Raw genomic sequence first — 19,039 nt, forward strand, 5'->3', positions numbered from 1 at the left:
TTGCCGCGGCGGCTTCGACGATTCGGGTACCCTGTAGCGCCGCGCGGGCGCGCGGCCCCGAAACCGGGGCGATGGCGGCGATCTTGTGATGCGGTTCGTGCTTGCTGCGGCGTCGGGCGGCGACATGCCGAGCGGGGTTGCAAGCGGGCCCCGAGCCGAAGACCCGCGACCGGCGACCGGCGACCGGCGACCCGCGACCCGCGACCCGCGACCCGCGACCCACGATCGGCAACCGCCGACCGCCGACCGCCGACCGCCGACCGGCGTGACGCAACGAGCACGCGCCCGTTGCGTCACGGCGTTACATCAATTCGCCGAGACACGCATCGAACTGCGCGACCAGCCGATCGACGTCCTCGGCCGTCGTCTGCGGACACACGAGCATCATGTTGTGGAACGGCGTGATCAGCACGCCGCGATTCAGCAGGTACAGGTGCACGATGTGTTCGAGTTCGCTGTCGAGCTGTGCGCCGGCGATCGTGCCGTTGCGCGGCGGCTCGGGTGCGAACTGAAATTCGGTGCGCGCGCCGATGCGCGTCACGCACCACGGCAGCCCGTGTTTCGCGATCGCGTGTTCGAGGCCCGTCGCCAGCCGCGCGGCACCTTCGAACATGTGCGCATACGCGGCGTCGGTCGCGACCTCGGCCAGCGTCGCGCGCATCGCGTGCATCGCGAGCATGTTCGCGGTGAGCGTCGTGCCGATGCCCGAATGGCCGGGCGGCGCGTTCAGCTTCGCTTGCTTCGCGCGTTCCGCGAATTCGGCGCTGAATCCGTACACCGCGCACGGCACACCGCCCGCGATCGGCTTGCCGACCACCAGCATGTCCGCTTCGAGATCGTGCGCGACGGCGTAGCCGCCCGGGCCGCTGCTGATTGTGTGCGTCTCGTCGATCACGAGCAGCGTACCGTAGCGGCGCGTCAGTTCGCGTGCCGCCTCCCAGAAGCCCGGGTCGGGCAGCACCATCCCGATGTTCGTCATCGCGGGCTCGGCCAGCACGCATGCCACGTCGCCATCCTTCAGCGCCGCTTCGAGCGCGGCCAGGTCGTTGAATTCGACGACACGCGTGTTCGCGAGCAAGTCGTACGACTGCCCGAGCAGGCTGTCGCGCTGCACCGGGCGGCCGTCGACGAGATCGACGAAAACGTCGTCGACCGTGCCGTGATAGCAGCCGTTGAACACGACGATCGTGTTGCGGCCGGTGGCCGCGCGCGCCCAGCGCAGCACGAAGCGGTTCGCGTCGCTCGCGCTCAGCGCGAACTGCCAGACCGGCAGCTTGAAGCGGCGCGCGAGTTCGCGCGACACCCACGCGGCGTCCTCGCTCGGCAGCATCGTCGTGTAGCCGCGCGTCGCCTGTTCGACGAGCGCGCGCGCGACCGGTTCGGGCGCATGGCCGAACATCGCACCCGTATCGCCGAGACAGAAATCGACGTAGCGATGGCCGTCGACGTCGGTGAACGTCGCGCCGCGCGCTTCCTTCACGTACAGCGAGAACGGTGTCGACCAGTCCTGCATCCAGTGCAACGGCACGCCGAACAGCAGATGCTCGGATGCTTCCGCGGAGAGCGCGCGGGAGATCGGCATGGCTTCGGTGAAGGCACGACGCTCGCGATCGAACAGCGCGCGGGCGCGGATGAGGTCGACTCCGTGGCGGGAAGGCAAGTGGGGCTCCTGACTGTGAAGGTGACGGAAACGATAGCGCGGGCGGCGGGGGGCTGAACAGAGGCGGAATTACCGAGGCGGATTGGCGGCAGGCGGATATTCGTGCGATCGACGCGTGTGTCCTATTTGATTTCGAGATGGCACAGGTGAATGGAGTCCGAAAAGAATCGTGCAGGTTTCCATGGATTTTTAATGGGCTTTTCGTCACCTATCGTTATTGCATGCCGTGGCGGGAGGGAGGCATCAGAGCCGGCCGGTAAAGGCGGGCGATCGCATCCTGGCGGCGATCGAGGTGGCATCCGGCCAACTCGACCGTTCGCGCATGCGGCTGGGCATATCGAATTCCACGGGGATATTGCCGGCTAATTTCGGGATAAAAAAATCCCGGATTCTCCTGCGATGACGGGATCGGGTGCCCGAATGACAACCATCCGGAATGCGGAGCAATACGATGAAGATCGGAACCCGTCTCGCTGCACTCGTCGCGTGGGGTGCATTGGCCGGCATCGCCCATGCAGGCCCGGCGTCGCCGCAAGCCGTCGTCAAGACGATCACGCTGACCGCGCACATCGGCGACAGCCTGTTCGTTTCGATGCCGGACAACTCCGCGTACGGCGTGGTCGAACTGACCGCGACGGATGGCAGCCAGCAGGCCCTTGCCGCGACGCTGCCGATCCGCGTACGCACGACGAATCCCGATATCAACGTCACGCTGTTGCAGCCGCTGCGGCTGTCGAACGGGCGCGACGATCTGGCCAACGCGAAGGTCGTGCTGACGGGCAGTGCGGGCGATGCTGAAATTGCTGCCGATGCCGCTCGCGTGCTCACGCTGGCAAAGCGCGGGCGCGACGGCTTCGACGGTTATGACGAAACCCGTCAAGTGAAGATCAGCGCGCCCGCCGCCAGCGAGGCGGTGCCAGCCCATGGAAGTTATCGTGGAGACATGGTGCTGATATTCGAGCCGGCTGCTTCCGCAGGGCGCGAGCCGGCGACGGGAGCGATCGCGGCGGCTGGCGAGTGAGCGGTCGCCCCGGTGGACGTCGCCGGGCGCGTATTTTCAATAAAAGTTTTTGCGCATAAACATTCGACAACCTCTCTCCGGGGAGGCGCCGCCAGCGGTGGGCGCCGACGAACGCGACGATCGCGACGATCGCCGGGCAGGCCGTCGGCATGACGGCCATCGGCAGGCGCCGGGGCGAGACGGGGACGAGCGTTGGCGTGCGGGAGCGGCCGGCGCACGCGCACGCCAACGCGATCGCCAACCCGGATGCGTTACGCCAGCGTCTTGATCATGTGGTGCTCGTCGTAGAACCGCCCGTCGAAGAACATGGAGCGCGGTTCCGTACCGAACCGCACGAACCCTTGCGACGCATACAGCCGCTCGGCATTGGCATTGACTTCGTTCACGCACAGCATCAGTTGCTTGCAGTCCCACACCTGCGCCGCGTGCGCGGTCGCGCTTTCGAGCAGCGTCTGCGCGATGCCTTGCCCGCGATACGCGGAATCGACGAACACGCCCCAGATCGTCGCCTTGTGCGCGATCTTCGTGCGCGCGTCGCGGCGCACGCCGGTGATGCCGACGAGCGTATCGCCGTCGAATGCGCCGAACACGGCGCGTTCGTTGGTCGGCGTGATGCGTATCGCGAATTCGTCGACCGGCACCTGCGACTCTTCGTCGAGCGTCGGCAGGAAAGAGGTGGGCGCGGTGTCGACCGCACGCAGGCGAACGGTCTGGTAACGGGCGGCGTCGGCCGCGTCGAGCAGGCGAGTCGTGATCGTCATCGAGGGGATTCCGGTTGAGGGTCGTGCATGCCGGCGCGAGCCGCTTTGGCCGCGGGATGCATCGTACTAATCCTAATAGGAATTCAGATGGCGCGTGTCGGCATTCTGCGCATCGCGCGCGCTGGCCGTACCGTTGCGTTCAGATTGCGTCGCGCGGCCGCCGCGCATCGCCGTCGACGCAGCACGCGAGCACCTCGGCATCGGTGTCGCCGAGGCTCAGGTACACGTGTCCGACCGCGCTGTCGAAATACAGGCTGTCGCCGGCGCCGAGCCGGTACGCGTGGCCGCTCTCGAAGCGCAGCTCCAGCTCGCCGCTCAGCACGAACACGAACTCCTCGCCGCTGTGCCTGATGTAGTCGGCGAAATCGGACAGCTTGCGCGCATGGATCCGCCCGCGCACGGGCACCATCCGCTTGCCGGTCAGGTCGTTCGCGAGCATCCCGTACGCATAGTTCGGCGTGTCGTAGACCATCTGCTGGCCGGCCGGCGTGAACGACGGCGTCATCGCGCCGGCGGGCGCGGGCCGGCCGAACATCGTGTCGAAGTCGAGCGCGAGCGCATGCGTGAGCGCCGCGAACTTGTCGTAGGTGAGCGCAATGTCGCCGCGCTCGGCCTTCGAAATCGTCGACACCGCGATACCGGAACGCTCGGACAGTTGCGCGAGCGTCAGGCCGCGTGACTTGCGCGCGTCGCGCAGCCGCGCGCCGACCGTCTGGTGGTCGAGCTGCGGCGCGGTGTCGGTGGGCGGCGGAACGGGAACGGTGGATTTGGGCATGCGGAGACGGGGCGCGACGCGCGGCGTAAATACGGGTTTTGTCGTATACGAGAATAAATTTTATCGTATATGATAATTTTCGTCGAAACCGCCGATGGTGGGCGTGACGGCCACTCTAGCATCGGACGACGCGAAACTCGCGCGACCGGTGCGGCCGCCGTGAACGACACGTGTACGAATCGGCGCTGCGCGTTCGCTTGTACGGCGGCGGCCCGATCTTGCGCAAGGTAGGCCCGGACCGGCCGGTATGGCGGCTCGCGCGGTGATCCGCGACCGCCCGCACGCCAGCGGTCTTTCCCAGTCATTTCCCCGGCCGGTCGTGGCCGGGCCCGTGAAGGTGCAATCCATGTCCAGTGAAATCAAACGTCTGCAGACCGGCGCACGCATGAGCCAGGTCGTGATCGCGAACGGCATCGTCCACCTGGCCGGCCAGGTGCCCGATACGGCCGGCGCGCCGATCGCCGTGCAGGCGACCGAAATCCTCACGCGCATCGACGCGCTGCTCGCGTCGGCCGGCGTCGACAAGACGCGCGTGCTCACGGCCAACGTGTGGCTCAGCGACGCCGCGCACTTCGACGCGTTCAACGCGGTGTGGGACGCCTGGGTGCCGGCCGGCCACGCGCCGACCCGCGCATGTGTGCAGGCATTGCTGATGAAGCCCGGTCTCGACGTCGAGATCGCCGTGACCGCGCTCGCCTGAGCCCGGCGCCGCTCGCCCGCCCCGAGGCACACCCGATGACATTCGACACGCTCGTCCTGGGCGGCGGCATGATCGGCGTATCCGTCGCCGTTCATCTGCAACAGCGCGGCCTGTCGGTCGCGCTCGTCGATCGCAAGGCGCCCGGCAACGAGACGTCGCTCGGCAATGCCGGGCTGATCCAGCGCGAAGGCGTGTACCCGTATGCGTTTCCGCGCGGCTTCGGCACGCTGCTGAAATACGCGTGCAACCGCTCGCCGGACGTCCGCTATCACGCCGGCGCGCTGCCGAAGCTGATCCCGTTCCTGTACCGCTACTGGCGCAATTCGCATCCGGCGCGCCATGCCGAGATCGCGCGCGCGTATGCGCCGCTGATCGAACACTGCGTGACCGAGCATCGCGCGCTGATCGAAGCGTCCGGTGCCGGCGCGTTGCTGCGCGAAGGCGGCTGGCTGAAGGTGTTCCGCACGACCGCGACGCGCGACGCCGAAACGCGCGACGCCGAGCGCTGGCGCGCCGAATACGGCGTGACCTTCGACGTGCTCGATGCGGCCGCGCTGCGCGACGCGGAGCCGAACCTGAGCCGCGCGCTGATCGGCGCGCTGCGCTACACGGGCTCCGATTCGATCAGCGATCCGAATGCGCTCGTCACGGCGTACGCACGACACTTCGAGCAACTCGGCGGCCGCATCCTGACCGGCGACGCACTGACGCTGTCGGCCGCGAACGGCTGGCGCGTCGACACCGCGCAAGGCCCGGTCGACGCGCGTGCGGCGGTCGTCGCGCTCGGGCCCTGGTCGGATCTCCTGTGCGAGCGGCTCGGCTACACACTGCCGCTCGCGGTCAAGCGCGGCTATCACATGCACTACGCGCCGCAGCCGGGCGCACGGCTGAACCGGCCCGTGCTCGACGCCGACAGCGGCTTCCTGATCACGCCGATGACGCGCGGCATCCGCCTGACGACCGGCGTCGAACTCGGCTATCGCGATACGCCGCCGACGCCCACCCAGCTCGCCGCCGTCGAACCGGTCGCGCGCGAGCTGTTTCCGCTCGGCGCACGTGTCGACGGCACGCCGTGGCTCGGCCGCCGGCCGTGCACGCCCGACATGCTGCCCGTGATCGGCGCCGCGCCGCGTCACCGCGATCTGTGGTTCGCGTTCGGGCATGCGCATCACGGCTTCACGCTCGGCCCCGTGACCGGCCGCCTGATCGCCGACCTGATGACCGGCACGCAACCGTTCGTCGACCCGGCGCCGTTTCGCGTCGAACGCTTCCTTCACGGCCGCTGAACCGGCGTCCGTGCGCTGCAGCAGGGCGGCCGGCACACGACGCCGGCCGCTCCGTCCAGCGGCCGGCCCATCCGGCTCGCCGCAACGATCAACGACTGGAGACAACATGCAACAGCACACGATGCGGCGCGAGCTCGGCGCGCGCCAGATTTCGTTCATGGCGCTCGGCATGGCCATCGGCGTCGGCCTGTTCCTCGGCTCGGCATCCGCGATCAAGGCGGCCGGGCCCGGTGCGCTCGTCGCCTACCTGATCGGCGGCGCGATGATCTTCCTGATCATGCGCGCGCTCGGCGAGATGGCCGTGCACCGGCCGGTATCGGGTTCGTTCGGCGCGTATGCGTTCGAATACCTCGGGCCGTTCGCCGGCTACGTGGTCGGCTGGAGCTACTGGCTGCTGATGGTCGGCGTCGGCGTCGCGGAGACGACCGCCATCGGCATCTACATGGGCTTCTGGTTTCCGGAGGTGCCGCAGTGGCTGTGGGTCGTGGCGGCGATCGCCGCGATCTCGGGCTTCAACCTGCTCAACGTGAAGGTGTACGGCGAGCTGGAGTTCTGGTTCGCGATCGTGAAGGTCGTGACGATCGTGCTGATGATCGCGGGCGGCGCGCTGATCGTGTTCACCGGGATCGGCCATCACGGCGAGCCGGTCGGGCTGTCGAACCTGTGGCGGCACGGCGGCGTGTTCCCGCACGGCGTGCTCGGGGTCGTGAGCGCGCTGCCGATCGTCGCGTATTCGTTCGCGGGCGTCGAGATGATCGGCCTGACGGCCGGCGAGGCGCGCGAGCCGCAGAAGATGATCCCGCGCGCGATCAATTCGGTGCTGTGGCGCATCCTGATCTTCTACGTCGGCGCGCTGTTCATCATCATGGCGCTGTATCCGTGGCACGAGCTCGGCGAGCACGGCAGCCCGTTCGTGACGACGTTCGAATCGCTCGGGCTGCGGCAGGCGGCCGGCATCGTCAACTTCGTGGTCGTGACGGCCGCGCTGTCGAGCTTCAACTGCATCGTGTTCAGCGGCGCGCGCATGCTGTCGAGCATGGCCGGCAACGGCCTCGCGCCCGCGCCGTTCGCGGCGCTGAGCGCAAGCGGCTCGCCGTCGCGCGCGGTGCGTGCGACCGTGCTGTTCATGTCGGTCGGCGTGGTGCTGAACTACGTGATTCCCGCGCGCGTGTTCGGCTGGCTGATGTCGTTCCTGTCGTTCGACGTGGCCGTGATCTGGGCGATGATCGTGCTGACGCACATGCGGTTCCGGCGCGTGCTGGCCGCACGTGGCGAGACGGTGGCGTTCCGCATGCCGTACGCATCGGTCACGTCGTGGATCTGTCTCGTGTTCGTCGCGTTCGTGTTCGTGATGCTCGGCGTCGATCCGTCGACGCGCGGGTCGCTGTATGCCGGTGCGGCGGTGATGGCGTTGATGGCGATCATCTACCGGCGGTCGCGACACCTGCAGGCGGCGGCGCGGTCGACGCGGGTCGGGCTCGGTACCGAGCGCGTGTGACGGCCATGCGCCGGGGCGCGGGCGTTGATGCGGGTGAGCGGTCGCGCGACGGGGGCGTTGAGCGCGAGGGTGTCGCGGCAATGTCGGCGGCGCGTCATGTGCGCCGCGCCGGCACGAAGGATGAGGGTGGGGTGAAGCAGGTACGTCGTCGGGCCGAACCGGCCCCGACGTAACACGCGCGATGATGCGCCCGATCAGGTCAGGCGCACCGCATCCGAATCAATACCGAGCCAGCTGATTGCCGTTGATCTGCACGCGATCACCCGGGCGCAGGTTGCCCGGCGACTGCACGTCGAACGAGCGCATCGTGCCGTCGCTGACCTGCACGTCGATCCGGTAGCTGCTCGGGCCTTGCGCGGCGCCCATCTGCTGGCCGATCTGGTTGCCGGCCACCGCGCCGCCGAGCGCACCGATCACGGTCGCCGCATCGCGGCCGTGACCGCGGCCGAACTGGTTGCCCACCAGGCCGCCGACCAGCGCACCGACGACGGTGCCGGCCACGCCCGACGGGCCGACCGAACCGTTGACCGGCTGGATGTTCGAGACCGTGCCGTACTGCGTGCCGTAGCCGTTGCCGTATTGCTGCTGATTGCCGTACTGGTCATACGGCTGCGACCCGTATTGCTGCTGGTTGCCGTACTGATCGTACGGTTGCGGCGCCTGGTTCGGATACGGCTGTTGCTGCTGCACGTAGCCCGGTTGTGAATACGCGGGCGTCGCGTATTGCTGTTGCTGCGGATACCCCGGCTGCGCGCCGTAGTAACCCGGCGCGACGCACGCGGTCAGCGGAAGCGCCGCGACGGCGACGAGCGAGGCGAACAGAACGGTCTTCGTGGAAGGCATGCGCATCATGATGATTCCTGCATCGGCAACGGGTTCGCCGACGAATTCCGGGACGGGTGGCGAACTCGGCGTGAGTATAAGGAATGGCTGGTGGCGCGTCCGGTGCGGCCGGGTAACAACGTGTAAAGTCTGTTGCCGCGTAAATCGCGGCTTGCGCGGGGTGGTCGCGCAACGCCCGGCAAGGGCGGCGGCGCCCGGTCGGCAGCTTCGATGACACGCATCGATTGCGGTCCGGCAGCGTGTCTGGCGAGGCGGTCAGCCCCTCGGTGCCGGTGCCCGAAACGTCGGCTTGCGCGACGTCGCCCGACGGGCCATTGGCATGCAAGCCGTCTCCGACGAGATCGGACCCCGCCGCCGCACCTTGCTGGCGTGGCGTTTGCGTCGCGCATCGCGAAATCGAATGCGCGGCATCGCGACATTTAATTGGCCTCGGGTGGCGGCGTCCGATATCGTGGCCGGATTCCCTGCCAACGGTCGCGCCGTGCCGGCTGCGGTTCCTTCCCCTGCCCGCGCCGGTGACGTGCCGCGACCGCCCCACATTCCGAGTCATGACCGATCGTATCTTCATCAACGCCGTCGACGCCGGCGGCCAGCCCATCAACCTCGTCGTCCGTGACGGCCGTTTTACCGCGATCGGCGCCGATTGTGCTGCCGCGCCCGACGCGGAAACGATCGACCTCGACGGCCGCGTCGTGCTGCCCGGCTTCGTCGATGGCCACATCCACCTCGACAAGAGTTTCGTCGGCGATCGCTGGGTGCCGCACGAACCGGTCGGCACGCTGCGCGAGCGGCTCGCGGTCGAGAAGCGCCAGCTCGCGGCCGCACCGCCGATCGTCGAGCGCGCGAACGCGCTGATCGAGCAGGCCGCCGCGTTCGGCACGGTCGCGATGCGCAGCCACGTCGACGTCGACGCGACGACGGGCCTGTCGAACCTGCAGGCCGTGATGGCCGCGCGCGAGCAGTGGCGCGGAATCGTCGATATCGAACTCGTCGCGTTCCCGCAGGCCGGCGTCGTGACGTGCCCGGGCACCGCCGAGATCCTCGACGCAGCCGTGCGCGAAGGTGCGGACGTGGTCGGCGGGATCGACCCGACGACGCTCGACGGCGATGCGGACGGCCAGCTCGACATCGTGTTCGGCATCGCCGAGAAGCGCGGCGCGAAGATCGACATCCACCTGCACGAGCCGGGCGAAACGGGCATCGCGCAACTGCTGCGGATCGCGGCGCGCACGCGCGCGGCGGGGCTCGGCGGTCGCGTGAACGTGAGCCATGCGTATGCGCTCGGCCAGGTGAGCGATGACGACGTGCAGCGCACCGCCGCGGCACTGGCCGAAGCCGGTGTGTCGATCCTGACGAATGCGCCGGGCGACTGCGCGTTTCCGCCGGTGCAGCTGCTGCGCGACGCGGGCGTGCACGTGTTCGCGGGCAACGACAACATCCGCGACGCATGGTGGCCGTACGGCAACGGCGACATGCTGCAGCGGGCGATGATGGTCGGCTACCGGTCGGGCTTCTACACCGACGAGGCGCTCGGTATCGCGCTGGACATGGCGACGCACGCCGGCGCGCGCGTGATCGGCAAGGATAACTATGGAATCGCGGTCGGCTGTGATGCGACGTTCGTCGCGGTGCGTGCGCCGAATGCGGCGGCGGCCGTCGCGGGCGTGCCGGCCGAGCGCTGGGTGTTCCGCCGCGGCGAAAGCGATACGAGCGCGCCATTCGCCCCTGCGCTGCGCTTCACGCGCTGATTAAGTGACCGGCGGCACGGCGCGCGCCGTGCCCCGTTCGTACTGACTGCACTTACTGCACTGACCGACCCCACCGGAACCGACATGACGAACCTGCTGATCCGCAACGTCCGCCCGAGCGCCGACGCTGCGCTCGACATCCTGATCGAAGGCGATCGCATCGCGCGCATCGGCCCGTCGCTCGACGCGCCCGCCGGCTGCGCGATCGAGGACGGCGCGGGGGCGCTCGCGCTGCCCGGCCTCGTCGAAGGCCACACGCACCTCGACAAGACGCACTGGGGGATGCCGTGGTATCGCAACCAGGTCGGGCCGCGCCTCGTCGACCGGATCGAGAACGAACGCCACTATCGCGCGACGAGCGGCCATGACGCCGGCGCCGCGTCGCTCGCGCTGGCGCGCGCCTTCCTCGCGGCCGGCACGACGCGCATCCGCACGCACGTCGACATCGATACCGAAGCCGGGCTGCGGCATCTGCACGGCGTGCTCGCGACCCGCGAGACGCTGCGCGGGCAGGTCGAAATCCAGATCGTCGCGTTTCCGCAATCGGGCGTGCTCAAGCGGCCGGGCACCGACGCACTGCTGTCCGACGCGCTCGCCGCCGGCGCCGATCTGCTCGGCGGGCTCGACCCGTGCGCGATCGAAGGCGATCCGGTCGAGGCGGTGGACGTGCTGTTCGCGATCGCCGAACGCCACGGCCGCGGGCTCGACCTCCACCTGCACGAGCGCGGATCGATGGGCGCGTACTCGCTCGACCTGATCCTGCAGCGTACCGCTGCGCACGGCATGCAGGGCAAGGTGACGATCAGCCACGGGTTCTGTCTGGGCGATATCGCCGAACGCGAGCGCGACGTGCTGCTCGCCCGGATGGCGGAACTCGGCGTCGGGCTCGTCACGACAGCGCCGGCCGCGGTGCCCGTGCCGCCGGTGGCCGCGTGCCGTGCGGCAGGCGTGACGGTCATCGGCGGCAATGACGGCGTGCGCGATACGTGGACGCCGTACGGGTCGCCCGACATGCTCGAACGCGCGATGCTGATCGGCATGCGCAACGATTTCCGCCGCGACGATGCGCTCGAGGTCGCGCTCGACTGCGTGACGCACAGCGCGGCGCGCGGTTGCGGCTTCGACGGCTACGGGCTGCAGCCGGGCAGCCGCGCGGACGTCGTGCTGGTCGACGCGCTGACGTTTGCCGAGGCCGTCGTTGCGCGGCCGGTGCGGCGCCTCGTCGTGTCGTCGGGGAAGATCGTTGCGCGCAATGGCGCGCTGGCCTGAGTGAAGACTGAGTGAAGCGTCGCCCCGGTATGATCCGGTTTTCAGCCGAACCTCCCGGGAGATGACGATGCGACGCACGACAGCGGCACGGGCCGCACGATGGATGGCGGCGGCCCTGTTCGCCGTGAGCGCCGCGCATGCGGTGGCGGCGGGGCCGACGGACGCGCAGCAGGAAGCCAACCGGCGCACGGTGCTCGCGTTCTATGAAAAAGGCCTGAACGAGAAAGATGCCGACGCCGCGCTCGCGTACGTCGGCGATCGCTACGTGCAGCACAATCCGAACGCGGCCGACGGCCGCGACGGCTTCCGCAAATTCGTCGCATTCCTGCGCGACAAGTATCCGCAGTCGCACAGCGAGATCAAGCGCTCGTTCGTCGATGGCGACTACGTGATCCTGCACGTGCACGCGGTGCGTGAACCCGGCACGCGCGGCAGCGCGATCATGGACATCTTCCGGCTCGAGAACGGCAAGATCGTCGAGCACTGGGACGTCAATCAACCCGTGCCCGAGCAGGCCGCGAACGGGAACACGATGTTCTGACGGGCATCGGGCATCGGGCATCGGGCATCGGGCATCGGGCATCGGGCATCGGGCGCGCGGGCGTGACGATGCGCCCGCGATCTCGTCGCATCGGCCGTGCCGGCGGCACCACGGTGTCCTTTTCTTTGCCGTATCCGGCTTGCTCTTTCTTGCTACTCCTCGTGCTCCAGCATCGCCGCGAGCGTCTTCGTCAGCTCGCTGACCATCGGGTCGGCCGTCGGCCGATGCAGGATGGCGATGTCCATGTGCTCGATTGGCGCGAAACCCTGCTTCGCGGTCAGCACCGTGTGCTCGTCCGTCACCACGCGCGCGGGCAGCACGCTGATGCCGAGCCCGTCGGCGACGGCGGCCTGGATGCCGCTCAGGCTCGACGTGGTGAAGCTGATCCGCCAGCGGCGGCCGCGCTCCTCGATCGCCTTGATCATGTCGTCGCGATAGAGCCCGCGCGGCGGAAACACGACGATCGGCACCGGGTCGAGATCGATCGAAGGATGCGCGGCGCTGTCGATCCAGCGCAGTTTCTCGGGCCAGCGCACGACGGCTTCGCGGCTGTCGCGGCGCTGCTTGATCAGCACGAGGTCGAGTTCGCCGCGATCGTACGCTGCGCTGATGTCGCGGCTCAGCCCGCACATCACTTCGAGCTTGACCTGCGGATGCTCGCGATTGAACGCGGCGAGCGCGTGGGTCGTGCGGCCCGCCGCGAAATCGTCGGGCACGCCGAGCCGGATCGTCAGCGCGACCGTCGCGCCCGACAATGCTTCCAGCATCTCGTCGTTCAGCGCGAGCATGCGCCGCGCATAGCTGAGCACCGTCACGCCCGCGTCGGTCGGCCGGACGTCGCGCGTGCCGCGGTCGAGCAGGCGGTGCCCGGCGATTTCCTCGAGCCGGCGTACCTTCTGGCTGACCGTCGACTGCGTCGAATGCAGGCGCGCGGACGCCGTCGTGAAGCTGCCGCAGTCGGCGACCATCACGAGCGCGCGCAGCAGGTCGATGTCGAACAGGGGTCTATTCATTTCTGCACTTTTGCGGATTCGAACATTTCATTTCCAAATGCGTGCGACGACTTTTAACATGGCCGGACGCCGTGGGCAATCGCGGTTTCGCCGGATGCGGTGCGGCGCCGTGTGGCGCCACGGGGGCGCCTGACGGATCGCATTAACCGCGTGTCAGCGGTGCATCACCCGTGCATCGGCAGGCACATCGGCAGGCGCGGCACGCAAGGAGGAAACGGGATGTTTTTCAAACGGATCGCGATCATCGGCTCGTTTGCCTTGACCACGCTCACGTCGGCCGTGGCCGCCGCCGACGGCGGCGCGCCCGAAAGCCGGCTGCGCAGCGCGGCCGACCGGGGCGACGCGGGCGAAGTGCGCACGCTGCTCGAACGCGGCGCGCAGATCGATTCGCGCGACGGGCAGGGCCGCACGGCGCTGCTGCTCGCGACGCACGGCAATCACGTCGAGGCGGCGCGCGTGCTGATCGACGCGGGCGCGGACGTCAACGCGAAGGACGCGATCCAGGACAGCCCGTATTTGTATGCCGGTGCGCGCGGCTATCTCGACATCCTGCGGATGACGCTCGTGCACGGCGCGGACCTGTGCAGCACGAACCGGTATCGCGGCACCGCGCTGATTCCGGCCGCGGAGCGCGGCCATGTGGATACGGTGCGCACGTTGATCGACGCGGGCGTGAACGTCGACCACGTGAACCGGCTCGGCTGGACCGCGCTGCTGGAGGCGATCATGCTCGGCGACGGCAGCGAGCGTTATGTGCGGATCGTGCAGTTGCTCGTCGACGGGCACGCGAACGTCAATCTCGCGGATTCGAACGGCGAGTCGCCGCTGCAGCATGCGCGGCGGCGCGGATATGCGGCGATCGAGCGGGTGCTGGTGGGGGCGGGGGCGCGGTAGGTCTCAACCGGGCGAGACAGTGCCGCAGTCAGGACCATACTTCTCGATAGAGATGAAGCGCCTTCGACCATGCGGCGAGGTTTTTCCAGATGGTCCGAAGCGGGGTGCCCGAGCGTTCGGCGGCTTCCTCGGCCGCCTTCAGCACGACAGGCAGCGGCACCTCGTCGAGGATGACGGAGAACTGCGATTCGTATCCCGCTGGAATATGTCCGCTAGCCATTGCGCCGATCAGCAGACGTTCGGTCAGTTCACCCTTGTAGCTGACGTTCGCGCTGACGACGGCCTTGTAGAGACCGCTTTGTGCGGGCCTTGTCTGCGTCACGAGTTCAATGCCGAGCAAACCGAGCAACGGGATCAGCTTGCTGATGCCCAGATCCTTGAGCCTGCCGGTTTCAAGTTGATTCACGGTGAGACGAGACAGTCCGGCGAGTCTGGCGAGCTGGGCCTGCGTCAGGTCGAGCTCTGCCCGACGTTTCGCCACGACATGACCGATTTCATGGAGTTGCATATGGACCTTTCGGCACGGATTCAGCGACTCTCGAATGTAAGGTATAGCTTGCATCGCTGGGCGATGCTGTCGTGTCCGGACGATTTTCAGGGCGGTATAGGATGCGTCACCCATTCCATCGGATCCGGATCAAGGGAAATAGGATCCTGGTAGCCCGCATAGACACCGCCGCTCGACTAATATCCGGAAAAATACGCGCTGTGGTGAGCGTGCATTGCGCAGGGTAAATACATGAAAATATTGAAAAATCTGGCGAAATAGTAGCGTTGAGGCCCACGCTGACGCGATCCTCGTCGATTCCCGCCCCTGCCCGCCTCCCATCCGCCTGCCCCTCGCGTTTCCCCGCTTGCGCTCAAAATTTGAGCGGTCTAGACTGCATCGCAGTTTCATCGAAGTCCCTGTCTTTCGCGCACCGCGCCGGGCGTTCCGGCGCAATGCCACCCACCGGACGCCGGCGCTTGCCCGCCGCGTCGAGACCTTCAAGGACACGCCATGAACCGCACTGCAAAGCTTCTCGTTACCGCGCTGGCGTTCGCGCCGCTCGTGTCGTTCGCGCAGGACACGTCGACGATCCGCTGGGGCATCGACCCCACGTATCCGCCGTTCGAGGCGAAGCAGCCCGACGGCTCGCTGGCCGGCTTCGACATCGACCTGCGCAATGCGATCTGCGAGCAACTGCGTGCGAAGTGCGTATGGGTCGAGCAGGGCTTCGACGGGATGATTCCGGCGCTGCGCGCGCGCAAGTTCGACGTGATCATGTCCGCGATGACGGCCACCGACGAGCGGCTCAAGCAGATCGACTTCTCGAACAAGCTGTATGCGTCGCCGGGCGCGCTCGTCGCGCCGGTCGGCTCGAAGCTGCTGCCCACCGCCGCGTCGCTCGCGGGCAAGCGCATCGGGATCGACCAGGGCACGACGCAGGAAGCGTACGCAAAGGCCGAATGGGCGACCAAGGGCGTGACGATCGTCTCGTACCAGAACCAGGACCAGGTGTACCAGGATCTCGTCAACGGCCGCCTCGACGCGACCTTCCAGGACAAGACGCAGGCCGGCTACTCGTTCCTGAAGACGCCGCGCGGCAAGGGTTACGCGTTCGCGGGCCCCGACGTGACCGACGTGCGGATCACCGGCTACGGCGTGGCGATGGGCGTGCGCAAGGGCGACGACGCGATGAAGAAGCGGCTGAACGACGCGATCGTCGCGATCCGCGCGAACGGTACGTACCAGAAGATCGCCGCGAAATACTTCGACTTCGACATCTACGGGGCGAAGCAGCAGCTGACTTCGGCACCGTGACTCCGTGACTCCGTGATTCATTCAATCGACAGGCACACCATGACGAGTATCCAGGATCGCGTCGCGCAAGCCGTGACGCCCGAACTGATCGCCGCGTTCCGCGAGGAAGGCGCGGTCTGCATCAAGGGCATTTTCTCGCCCGACGAAGTCGCCGCGCTGCGCGCCGGCATCGACACGAATCTCGCGCAGCCGAGCCCGCGCGCGAAAGTCGCGAGCCGGCCCGACGATCCGGGCTGGTTCTTCGAGGATTTCTGCAACTGGCAGCACAACGACGCGTATCGCGACTTCATCGTGCGCTCGCCCGCGCCGTCGGTGGCCGCCGCGCTGATGGGCAGCGAGCATGTGCGGCTGCATCACGACCACCTGCTCGTGAAGGAGCCCGGCACGCGGCAGCGCACGCCGTGGCACCAGGACCAGCCGTACTACAACATCGAGGGCGACGACAACGTCAGCATGTGGATTCCGGTCGATCCGGTGCCGCTCGAATCGACGCTGGAATTCGTCGCGGGCTCGCATCTCGGGCCGTGGCTGATGCCGCGCACGTTCATGGACAAGGAAGCGAAGTGGTTTCCGGAAGGCAGCCTTGCGGATCTACCGGACATCGAAGGCGACCGTGCGGCTTTCCCGATCCGCCACTGGGCGCTCGAGCCCGGCGACATGGTGTGCTTCCGGATGCTCACGCTGCACGCGTCGGGCGGTACGCAGAACCGCCGGCGTGCGTTCTCGATCCGCTTCGTCGGCGACGATATCCGTCACGCGCCGCGCCACTGGAAGACGTCGCCTGAATTTCCCGGGCTCGCGGAGCAACTGCCCGACGGTGCGCCGCTCGACCACCCGCTGTTTCCGGTCGTGTGGTCGCGTGGAGCGGGGCAAGCCGGCGCGATCTGACGCTGACACTGGCGCGCGTGCATGACGGACGCGGCGGCCGTTTCCTGACGAAACGGCCGCCGCGCGCTTTTGTGCGTGCGGGCGTGTGACGAAGGATCAGGTCGGGTGGCGTCCGGCGCCCGGCTTGAAGCGCGAGCCGAGCCGGTAGCGGTTGCCCGGATGCAGGAAGTGCACGAACGTGACGGGCTGCCCGTTCGTCCAGGTGCGGCGCGTGAGCGTGAGGCACGGCTCGTCGGCGCGCATGTCGAGCAGCCGCGCCTGTTCGCCGGTTGGCAGCGCTGCATCGACCACGTGCTCGATCTCCAGTTCGTAGTGCGACACGTTGTTGAACAGGTACTCGGACGGCGGCTCGACCTGGAAATCCTGGTCGATGAACCCGGGTGCGGCGGCCGGGTTCACGTAGCGATCCTCGAGCTGGATCGGGCGGCCGTTTTCCTCGTGCACGCAGACCACGTGAAAAACCGGCGTATTGACCGGCAGGCCGAACGCGGCCGCGACGTCGAACGACGCGGGTTCGCTCGACTGGCTCAGCACGCGGCAGCGGTATTCGTGCCCGCGCGCGCGGATTTCGTCGCGGATGTGCGCGATCATCAGCAGGTTCGACTGCGGCTTCACCTCGGCGACGAACGTGCCGACGCCCGCGATGCGCTTGAGCACGCCTTCCTCGGTCAGCTCGCGCAGCGCGCGGTTGACCGTCATGCGCGCGACGCCGAACTGCGCGGCGAGATCGAGCTCGGACGGAATGCGGTCGCCGGGGCGCCAGTCGCCCGAGTCGACGTTCTGGCGAACGAGCGTCTTGATCTGCTGGAACGGTGCGGTGGCCTTTGTGACCATCGGGGATCCTTGCGCGAAGAAGTGGCGAGGCTAGTCGTCGTGACTGACGATGACCAGGATCTCCGCCTGCGCGGCGCCGAGGCTGCGCGTGCGGTGCGGGATGAGTGCGTTGAAATAGACTGAATCGCCGGTCTTGAGTTGCACCGTCTCGTTCGGAAACTCGATTTCGACGCGCCCCTTGTGCACGAACAGGAATTCCTCGCCTTCGTGCTCGCGGAACGTCGATGCGACGAATTCGTGCGGCGGATGCACGACGAACGGCAGCATCTTCTTCGGCGCGACGCCGGCCGCGATGCTCTCGAAGCGGTGCGCCTGGCTGTTGGCCGCCGCGCCCATCGCCGTGCGCTCGCCGGCGCGCGTGACCGTGATCAGCTCGCGGTTGTGACTTTCCGAGAACAACTGCTCGACGTCGACATTCAGTGCCTTCGACAGCTTCAGCGCGACCGCGATCGACGGCACGCTCAGGCCGCGCTCGACTTTCGACAGGTAGCTCTTGGTGAGGCCCGTTTCGTCGGCCAGCACGTCGAGCGTCCAGCCCTTCTGTTTTCTGAGCAGCTTCAGGCGAATCGTCATGGGGCGCCAGGTGTCCTTCGAAAAACCGATTGTAACGCATGACACAAAGTGTCCTGTGGTGTATTGTGTGTCATGTTTCTCCGGGAAAGCGGCCGCGGACGGCGCGACCGACCCGATCCATTCAGGAGGTGAACATGGCGGAAACGCTGAATCTGACGAAGGAGGCGCTGGTCGCGCTGGCGGAGCGGCGTCTCGACAACGAGGTGGGCGACAGCGGCTGGTCCGCGCGGCAAAAGCTCGCGCTCACGTGCCGGATCCTGTTCGACGCCGGCCACGATTCCGGCCTCGCCGGGCAGATCACCTGCCGAGCGGGCGACGCCGGCACGTACTACACGCAGCGGCTCGGGCTCGGTTTCGACGAGATCTCGGCCGCGAACCTGTTGCGCGTCAACGAGGATCTCGACGTGATCGACGGAGAAGGCATCCCGAATCCGGCCAACCGGTTCCACACGTGGATCTATCGCGAGCGCCCCGACGTGAATTGCATCATCCACACGCATCCCGCGCATGTCGCGGCGCTGTCGATGCTCGAGCAGCCGCTCGTCGTGTCGCACATGGATACCTGCCCGCTGTACGACGATTGCGCGTTCCTGAAGGACTGGCCCGGCGTGCCGGTCGGCAACGAGGAGGGCGAGATCATCTCGAAGGCGCTCGGCAGCAAGCGCGCGATCCTGCTGTCGCATCACGGTCAGCTCGTGGTCGGCAAGACGATCGAGGAAGCGTGCATCCTCGCGCTGCTGATCGAGCGGGCCGCGAAGCTGCAGCTGCTTGCGATGGCGGCCGGCGAGATCAGGCCGGTGCCGCCGGCGCTGGCGCGTGAAGCGCATGACTGGATCTCGAAGCCGAAGCGCGATGCGGTGACGTTCGACTATTACGCGCGGCGCGCGCTGCGTACCCATCAGGACTGCGTCGCATGAACGCGTGCGTCGTT

At 67.6% G+C, this 19,039-nt stretch carries 19 protein-coding genes; 11 read left to right on the forward strand and 8 right to left on the reverse strand.

Annotation, left to right across the window (positions count from 1 at the left end):
* Window positions 1-301: 301 nt before the first annotated feature.
* The gene (locus ACPTTF_RS17490) at window positions 302-1,660 is read right to left on the reverse strand and encodes an aspartate aminotransferase family protein (protein WP_423367543.1); all 1,359 of its coding nucleotides are present in this window, start codon (window positions 1,658-1,660) and stop codon (window positions 302-304) included.
* Between the two features lie 451 nt (window positions 1,661-2,111).
* Between ACPTTF_RS17490 and ACPTTF_RS17495 the strand changes: the two genes are divergently transcribed.
* Complete coding sequence (locus ACPTTF_RS17495) at window positions 2,112-2,681, forward strand: hypothetical protein (RefSeq protein WP_423367544.1); 570 nt, start codon at window positions 2,112-2,114, stop codon at window positions 2,679-2,681.
* A gap of 251 nt (window positions 2,682-2,932) precedes the next feature.
* Here ACPTTF_RS17495 and ACPTTF_RS17500 read toward each other — a convergent pair whose 3' ends face one another.
* The gene (locus ACPTTF_RS17500) at window positions 2,933-3,442 is read right to left on the reverse strand and encodes a GNAT family N-acetyltransferase (protein WP_423367545.1); all 510 of its coding nucleotides are present in this window, start codon (window positions 3,440-3,442) and stop codon (window positions 2,933-2,935) included.
* Between the two features lie 139 nt (window positions 3,443-3,581).
* Window positions 3,582-4,217 carry a helix-turn-helix domain-containing protein gene (locus ACPTTF_RS17505; RefSeq protein WP_423367546.1) on the reverse strand — a complete coding sequence of 212 codons (636 nt, stop codon included), beginning with the start codon at window positions 4,215-4,217 and terminating at the stop codon, window positions 3,582-3,584.
* Between the two features lie 346 nt (window positions 4,218-4,563).
* Here ACPTTF_RS17505 and ACPTTF_RS17510 point away from each other — a divergent pair, with 346 nt between their 5' ends.
* The 3 genes from ACPTTF_RS17510 to ACPTTF_RS17520 all read left to right on the forward strand — a co-directional run bounded on the left by ACPTTF_RS17510 (window position 4,564) and on the right by ACPTTF_RS17520 (window position 7,701).
* Window positions 4,564-4,917 carry a RidA family protein gene (locus ACPTTF_RS17510; protein WP_042974203.1) on the forward strand — a complete coding sequence of 118 codons (354 nt, stop codon included), beginning with the start codon at window positions 4,564-4,566 and terminating at the stop codon, window positions 4,915-4,917.
* Window positions 4,918-4,952: 35 nt separating this feature from the next.
* On the forward strand, window positions 4,953-6,203 hold the full coding sequence (locus tag ACPTTF_RS17515) for an NAD(P)/FAD-dependent oxidoreductase (RefSeq protein ID WP_423367547.1): 1,251 nt from the start codon (window positions 4,953-4,955) through the stop codon (window positions 6,201-6,203).
* Between the two features lie 106 nt (window positions 6,204-6,309).
* Window positions 6,310-7,701, forward strand: a complete 1,392-nt coding sequence (locus ACPTTF_RS17520) for an amino acid permease (RefSeq protein ID WP_423367548.1) — start codon at window positions 6,310-6,312, stop codon at window positions 7,699-7,701.
* A gap of 219 nt (window positions 7,702-7,920) precedes the next feature.
* On the opposite strand, the gene ACPTTF_RS17525 is transcribed toward ACPTTF_RS17520, so the two are convergent.
* A complete protein-coding gene (locus ACPTTF_RS17525) occupies window positions 7,921-8,553 on the reverse strand; it encodes a glycine zipper 2TM domain-containing protein (RefSeq protein WP_166955915.1) in 633 nt (210 codons plus the stop codon).
* Between the two features lie 539 nt (window positions 8,554-9,092).
* Between ACPTTF_RS17525 and ACPTTF_RS17530 the strand changes: the two genes are divergently transcribed.
* From ACPTTF_RS17530 to ACPTTF_RS17540, 3 genes are all read left to right on the forward strand, one after another.
* Complete coding sequence (locus ACPTTF_RS17530; RefSeq protein ID WP_423367549.1) at window positions 9,093-10,292, forward strand: amidohydrolase family protein; 1,200 nt, start codon at window positions 9,093-9,095, stop codon at window positions 10,290-10,292.
* An 84-nt stretch (window positions 10,293-10,376) separates the two neighbouring features.
* Window positions 10,377-11,561, forward strand: a complete 1,185-nt coding sequence (locus ACPTTF_RS17535) for an amidohydrolase family protein (RefSeq protein ID WP_423367550.1) — start codon at window positions 10,377-10,379, stop codon at window positions 11,559-11,561.
* 67 nt (window positions 11,562-11,628) lie between these two features.
* Complete coding sequence (locus tag ACPTTF_RS17540) at window positions 11,629-12,102, forward strand: nuclear transport factor 2 family protein (protein ID WP_060342270.1); 474 nt, start codon at window positions 11,629-11,631, stop codon at window positions 12,100-12,102.
* 152 nt (window positions 12,103-12,254) lie between these two features.
* Here ACPTTF_RS17540 and ACPTTF_RS17545 read toward each other — a convergent pair whose 3' ends face one another.
* On the reverse strand, window positions 12,255-13,115 hold the full coding sequence (locus ACPTTF_RS17545) for a LysR family transcriptional regulator (protein ID WP_166955921.1): 861 nt from the start codon (window positions 13,113-13,115) through the stop codon (window positions 12,255-12,257).
* 219 nt (window positions 13,116-13,334) lie between these two features.
* On the opposite strand from ACPTTF_RS17545, the gene ACPTTF_RS17550 reads away from it, so the two are divergent.
* Window positions 13,335-14,009: an ankyrin repeat domain-containing protein gene (locus tag ACPTTF_RS17550; protein ID WP_423367551.1), complete on the forward strand. Its 675-nt coding sequence runs from the start codon at window positions 13,335-13,337 to the stop codon at window positions 14,007-14,009.
* Between the two features lie 28 nt (window positions 14,010-14,037).
* Here the strand turns inward: ACPTTF_RS17550 and ACPTTF_RS17555 are convergent, their stop codons facing one another.
* Window positions 14,038-14,517 (reverse strand): helix-turn-helix transcriptional regulator, encoded by a 480-nt coding sequence (locus tag ACPTTF_RS17555; RefSeq protein ID WP_423367552.1) that lies wholly within the window; start codon window positions 14,515-14,517, stop codon window positions 14,038-14,040.
* A gap of 492 nt (window positions 14,518-15,009) precedes the next feature.
* On the opposite strand from ACPTTF_RS17555, the gene ACPTTF_RS17560 reads away from it, so the two are divergent.
* Together ACPTTF_RS17560 and ACPTTF_RS17565 are read left to right on the forward strand one after the other, a co-directional pair.
* Entirely contained in the window at window positions 15,010-15,813 is an 804-nt protein-coding gene (locus tag ACPTTF_RS17560; RefSeq protein ID WP_166955929.1) for an ABC transporter substrate-binding protein, read from the forward strand.
* Between the two features lie 39 nt (window positions 15,814-15,852).
* Entirely contained in the window at window positions 15,853-16,701 is an 849-nt protein-coding gene (locus tag ACPTTF_RS17565) for a phytanoyl-CoA dioxygenase family protein (protein ID WP_423367553.1), read from the forward strand.
* 96 nt (window positions 16,702-16,797) lie between these two features.
* Here the strand turns inward: ACPTTF_RS17565 and hutC are convergent, their stop codons facing one another.
* Window positions 16,798-17,535, reverse strand: a complete 738-nt coding sequence (hutC, locus tag ACPTTF_RS17570; RefSeq protein ID WP_166955934.1) for a histidine utilization repressor — start codon at window positions 17,533-17,535, stop codon at window positions 16,798-16,800.
* Between the two features lie 30 nt (window positions 17,536-17,565).
* Window positions 17,566-18,108 (reverse strand): helix-turn-helix domain-containing protein, encoded by a 543-nt coding sequence (locus ACPTTF_RS17575; protein ID WP_166955936.1) that lies wholly within the window; start codon window positions 18,106-18,108, stop codon window positions 17,566-17,568.
* Between the two features lie 134 nt (window positions 18,109-18,242).
* Here ACPTTF_RS17575 and ACPTTF_RS17580 point away from each other — a divergent pair, with 134 nt between their 5' ends.
* A complete protein-coding gene (locus ACPTTF_RS17580; protein WP_166955938.1) occupies window positions 18,243-19,025 on the forward strand; it encodes an aldolase in 783 nt (260 codons plus the stop codon).
* The last annotated feature ends 14 nt before the right edge of the window (window positions 19,026-19,039 follow it).

Origin of the sequence: Burkholderia crassaminum (assembly GCF_964265005.1) — a bacterium.
Lineage (GTDB): Bacteria > Pseudomonadota > Gammaproteobacteria > Burkholderiales > Burkholderiaceae > Burkholderia.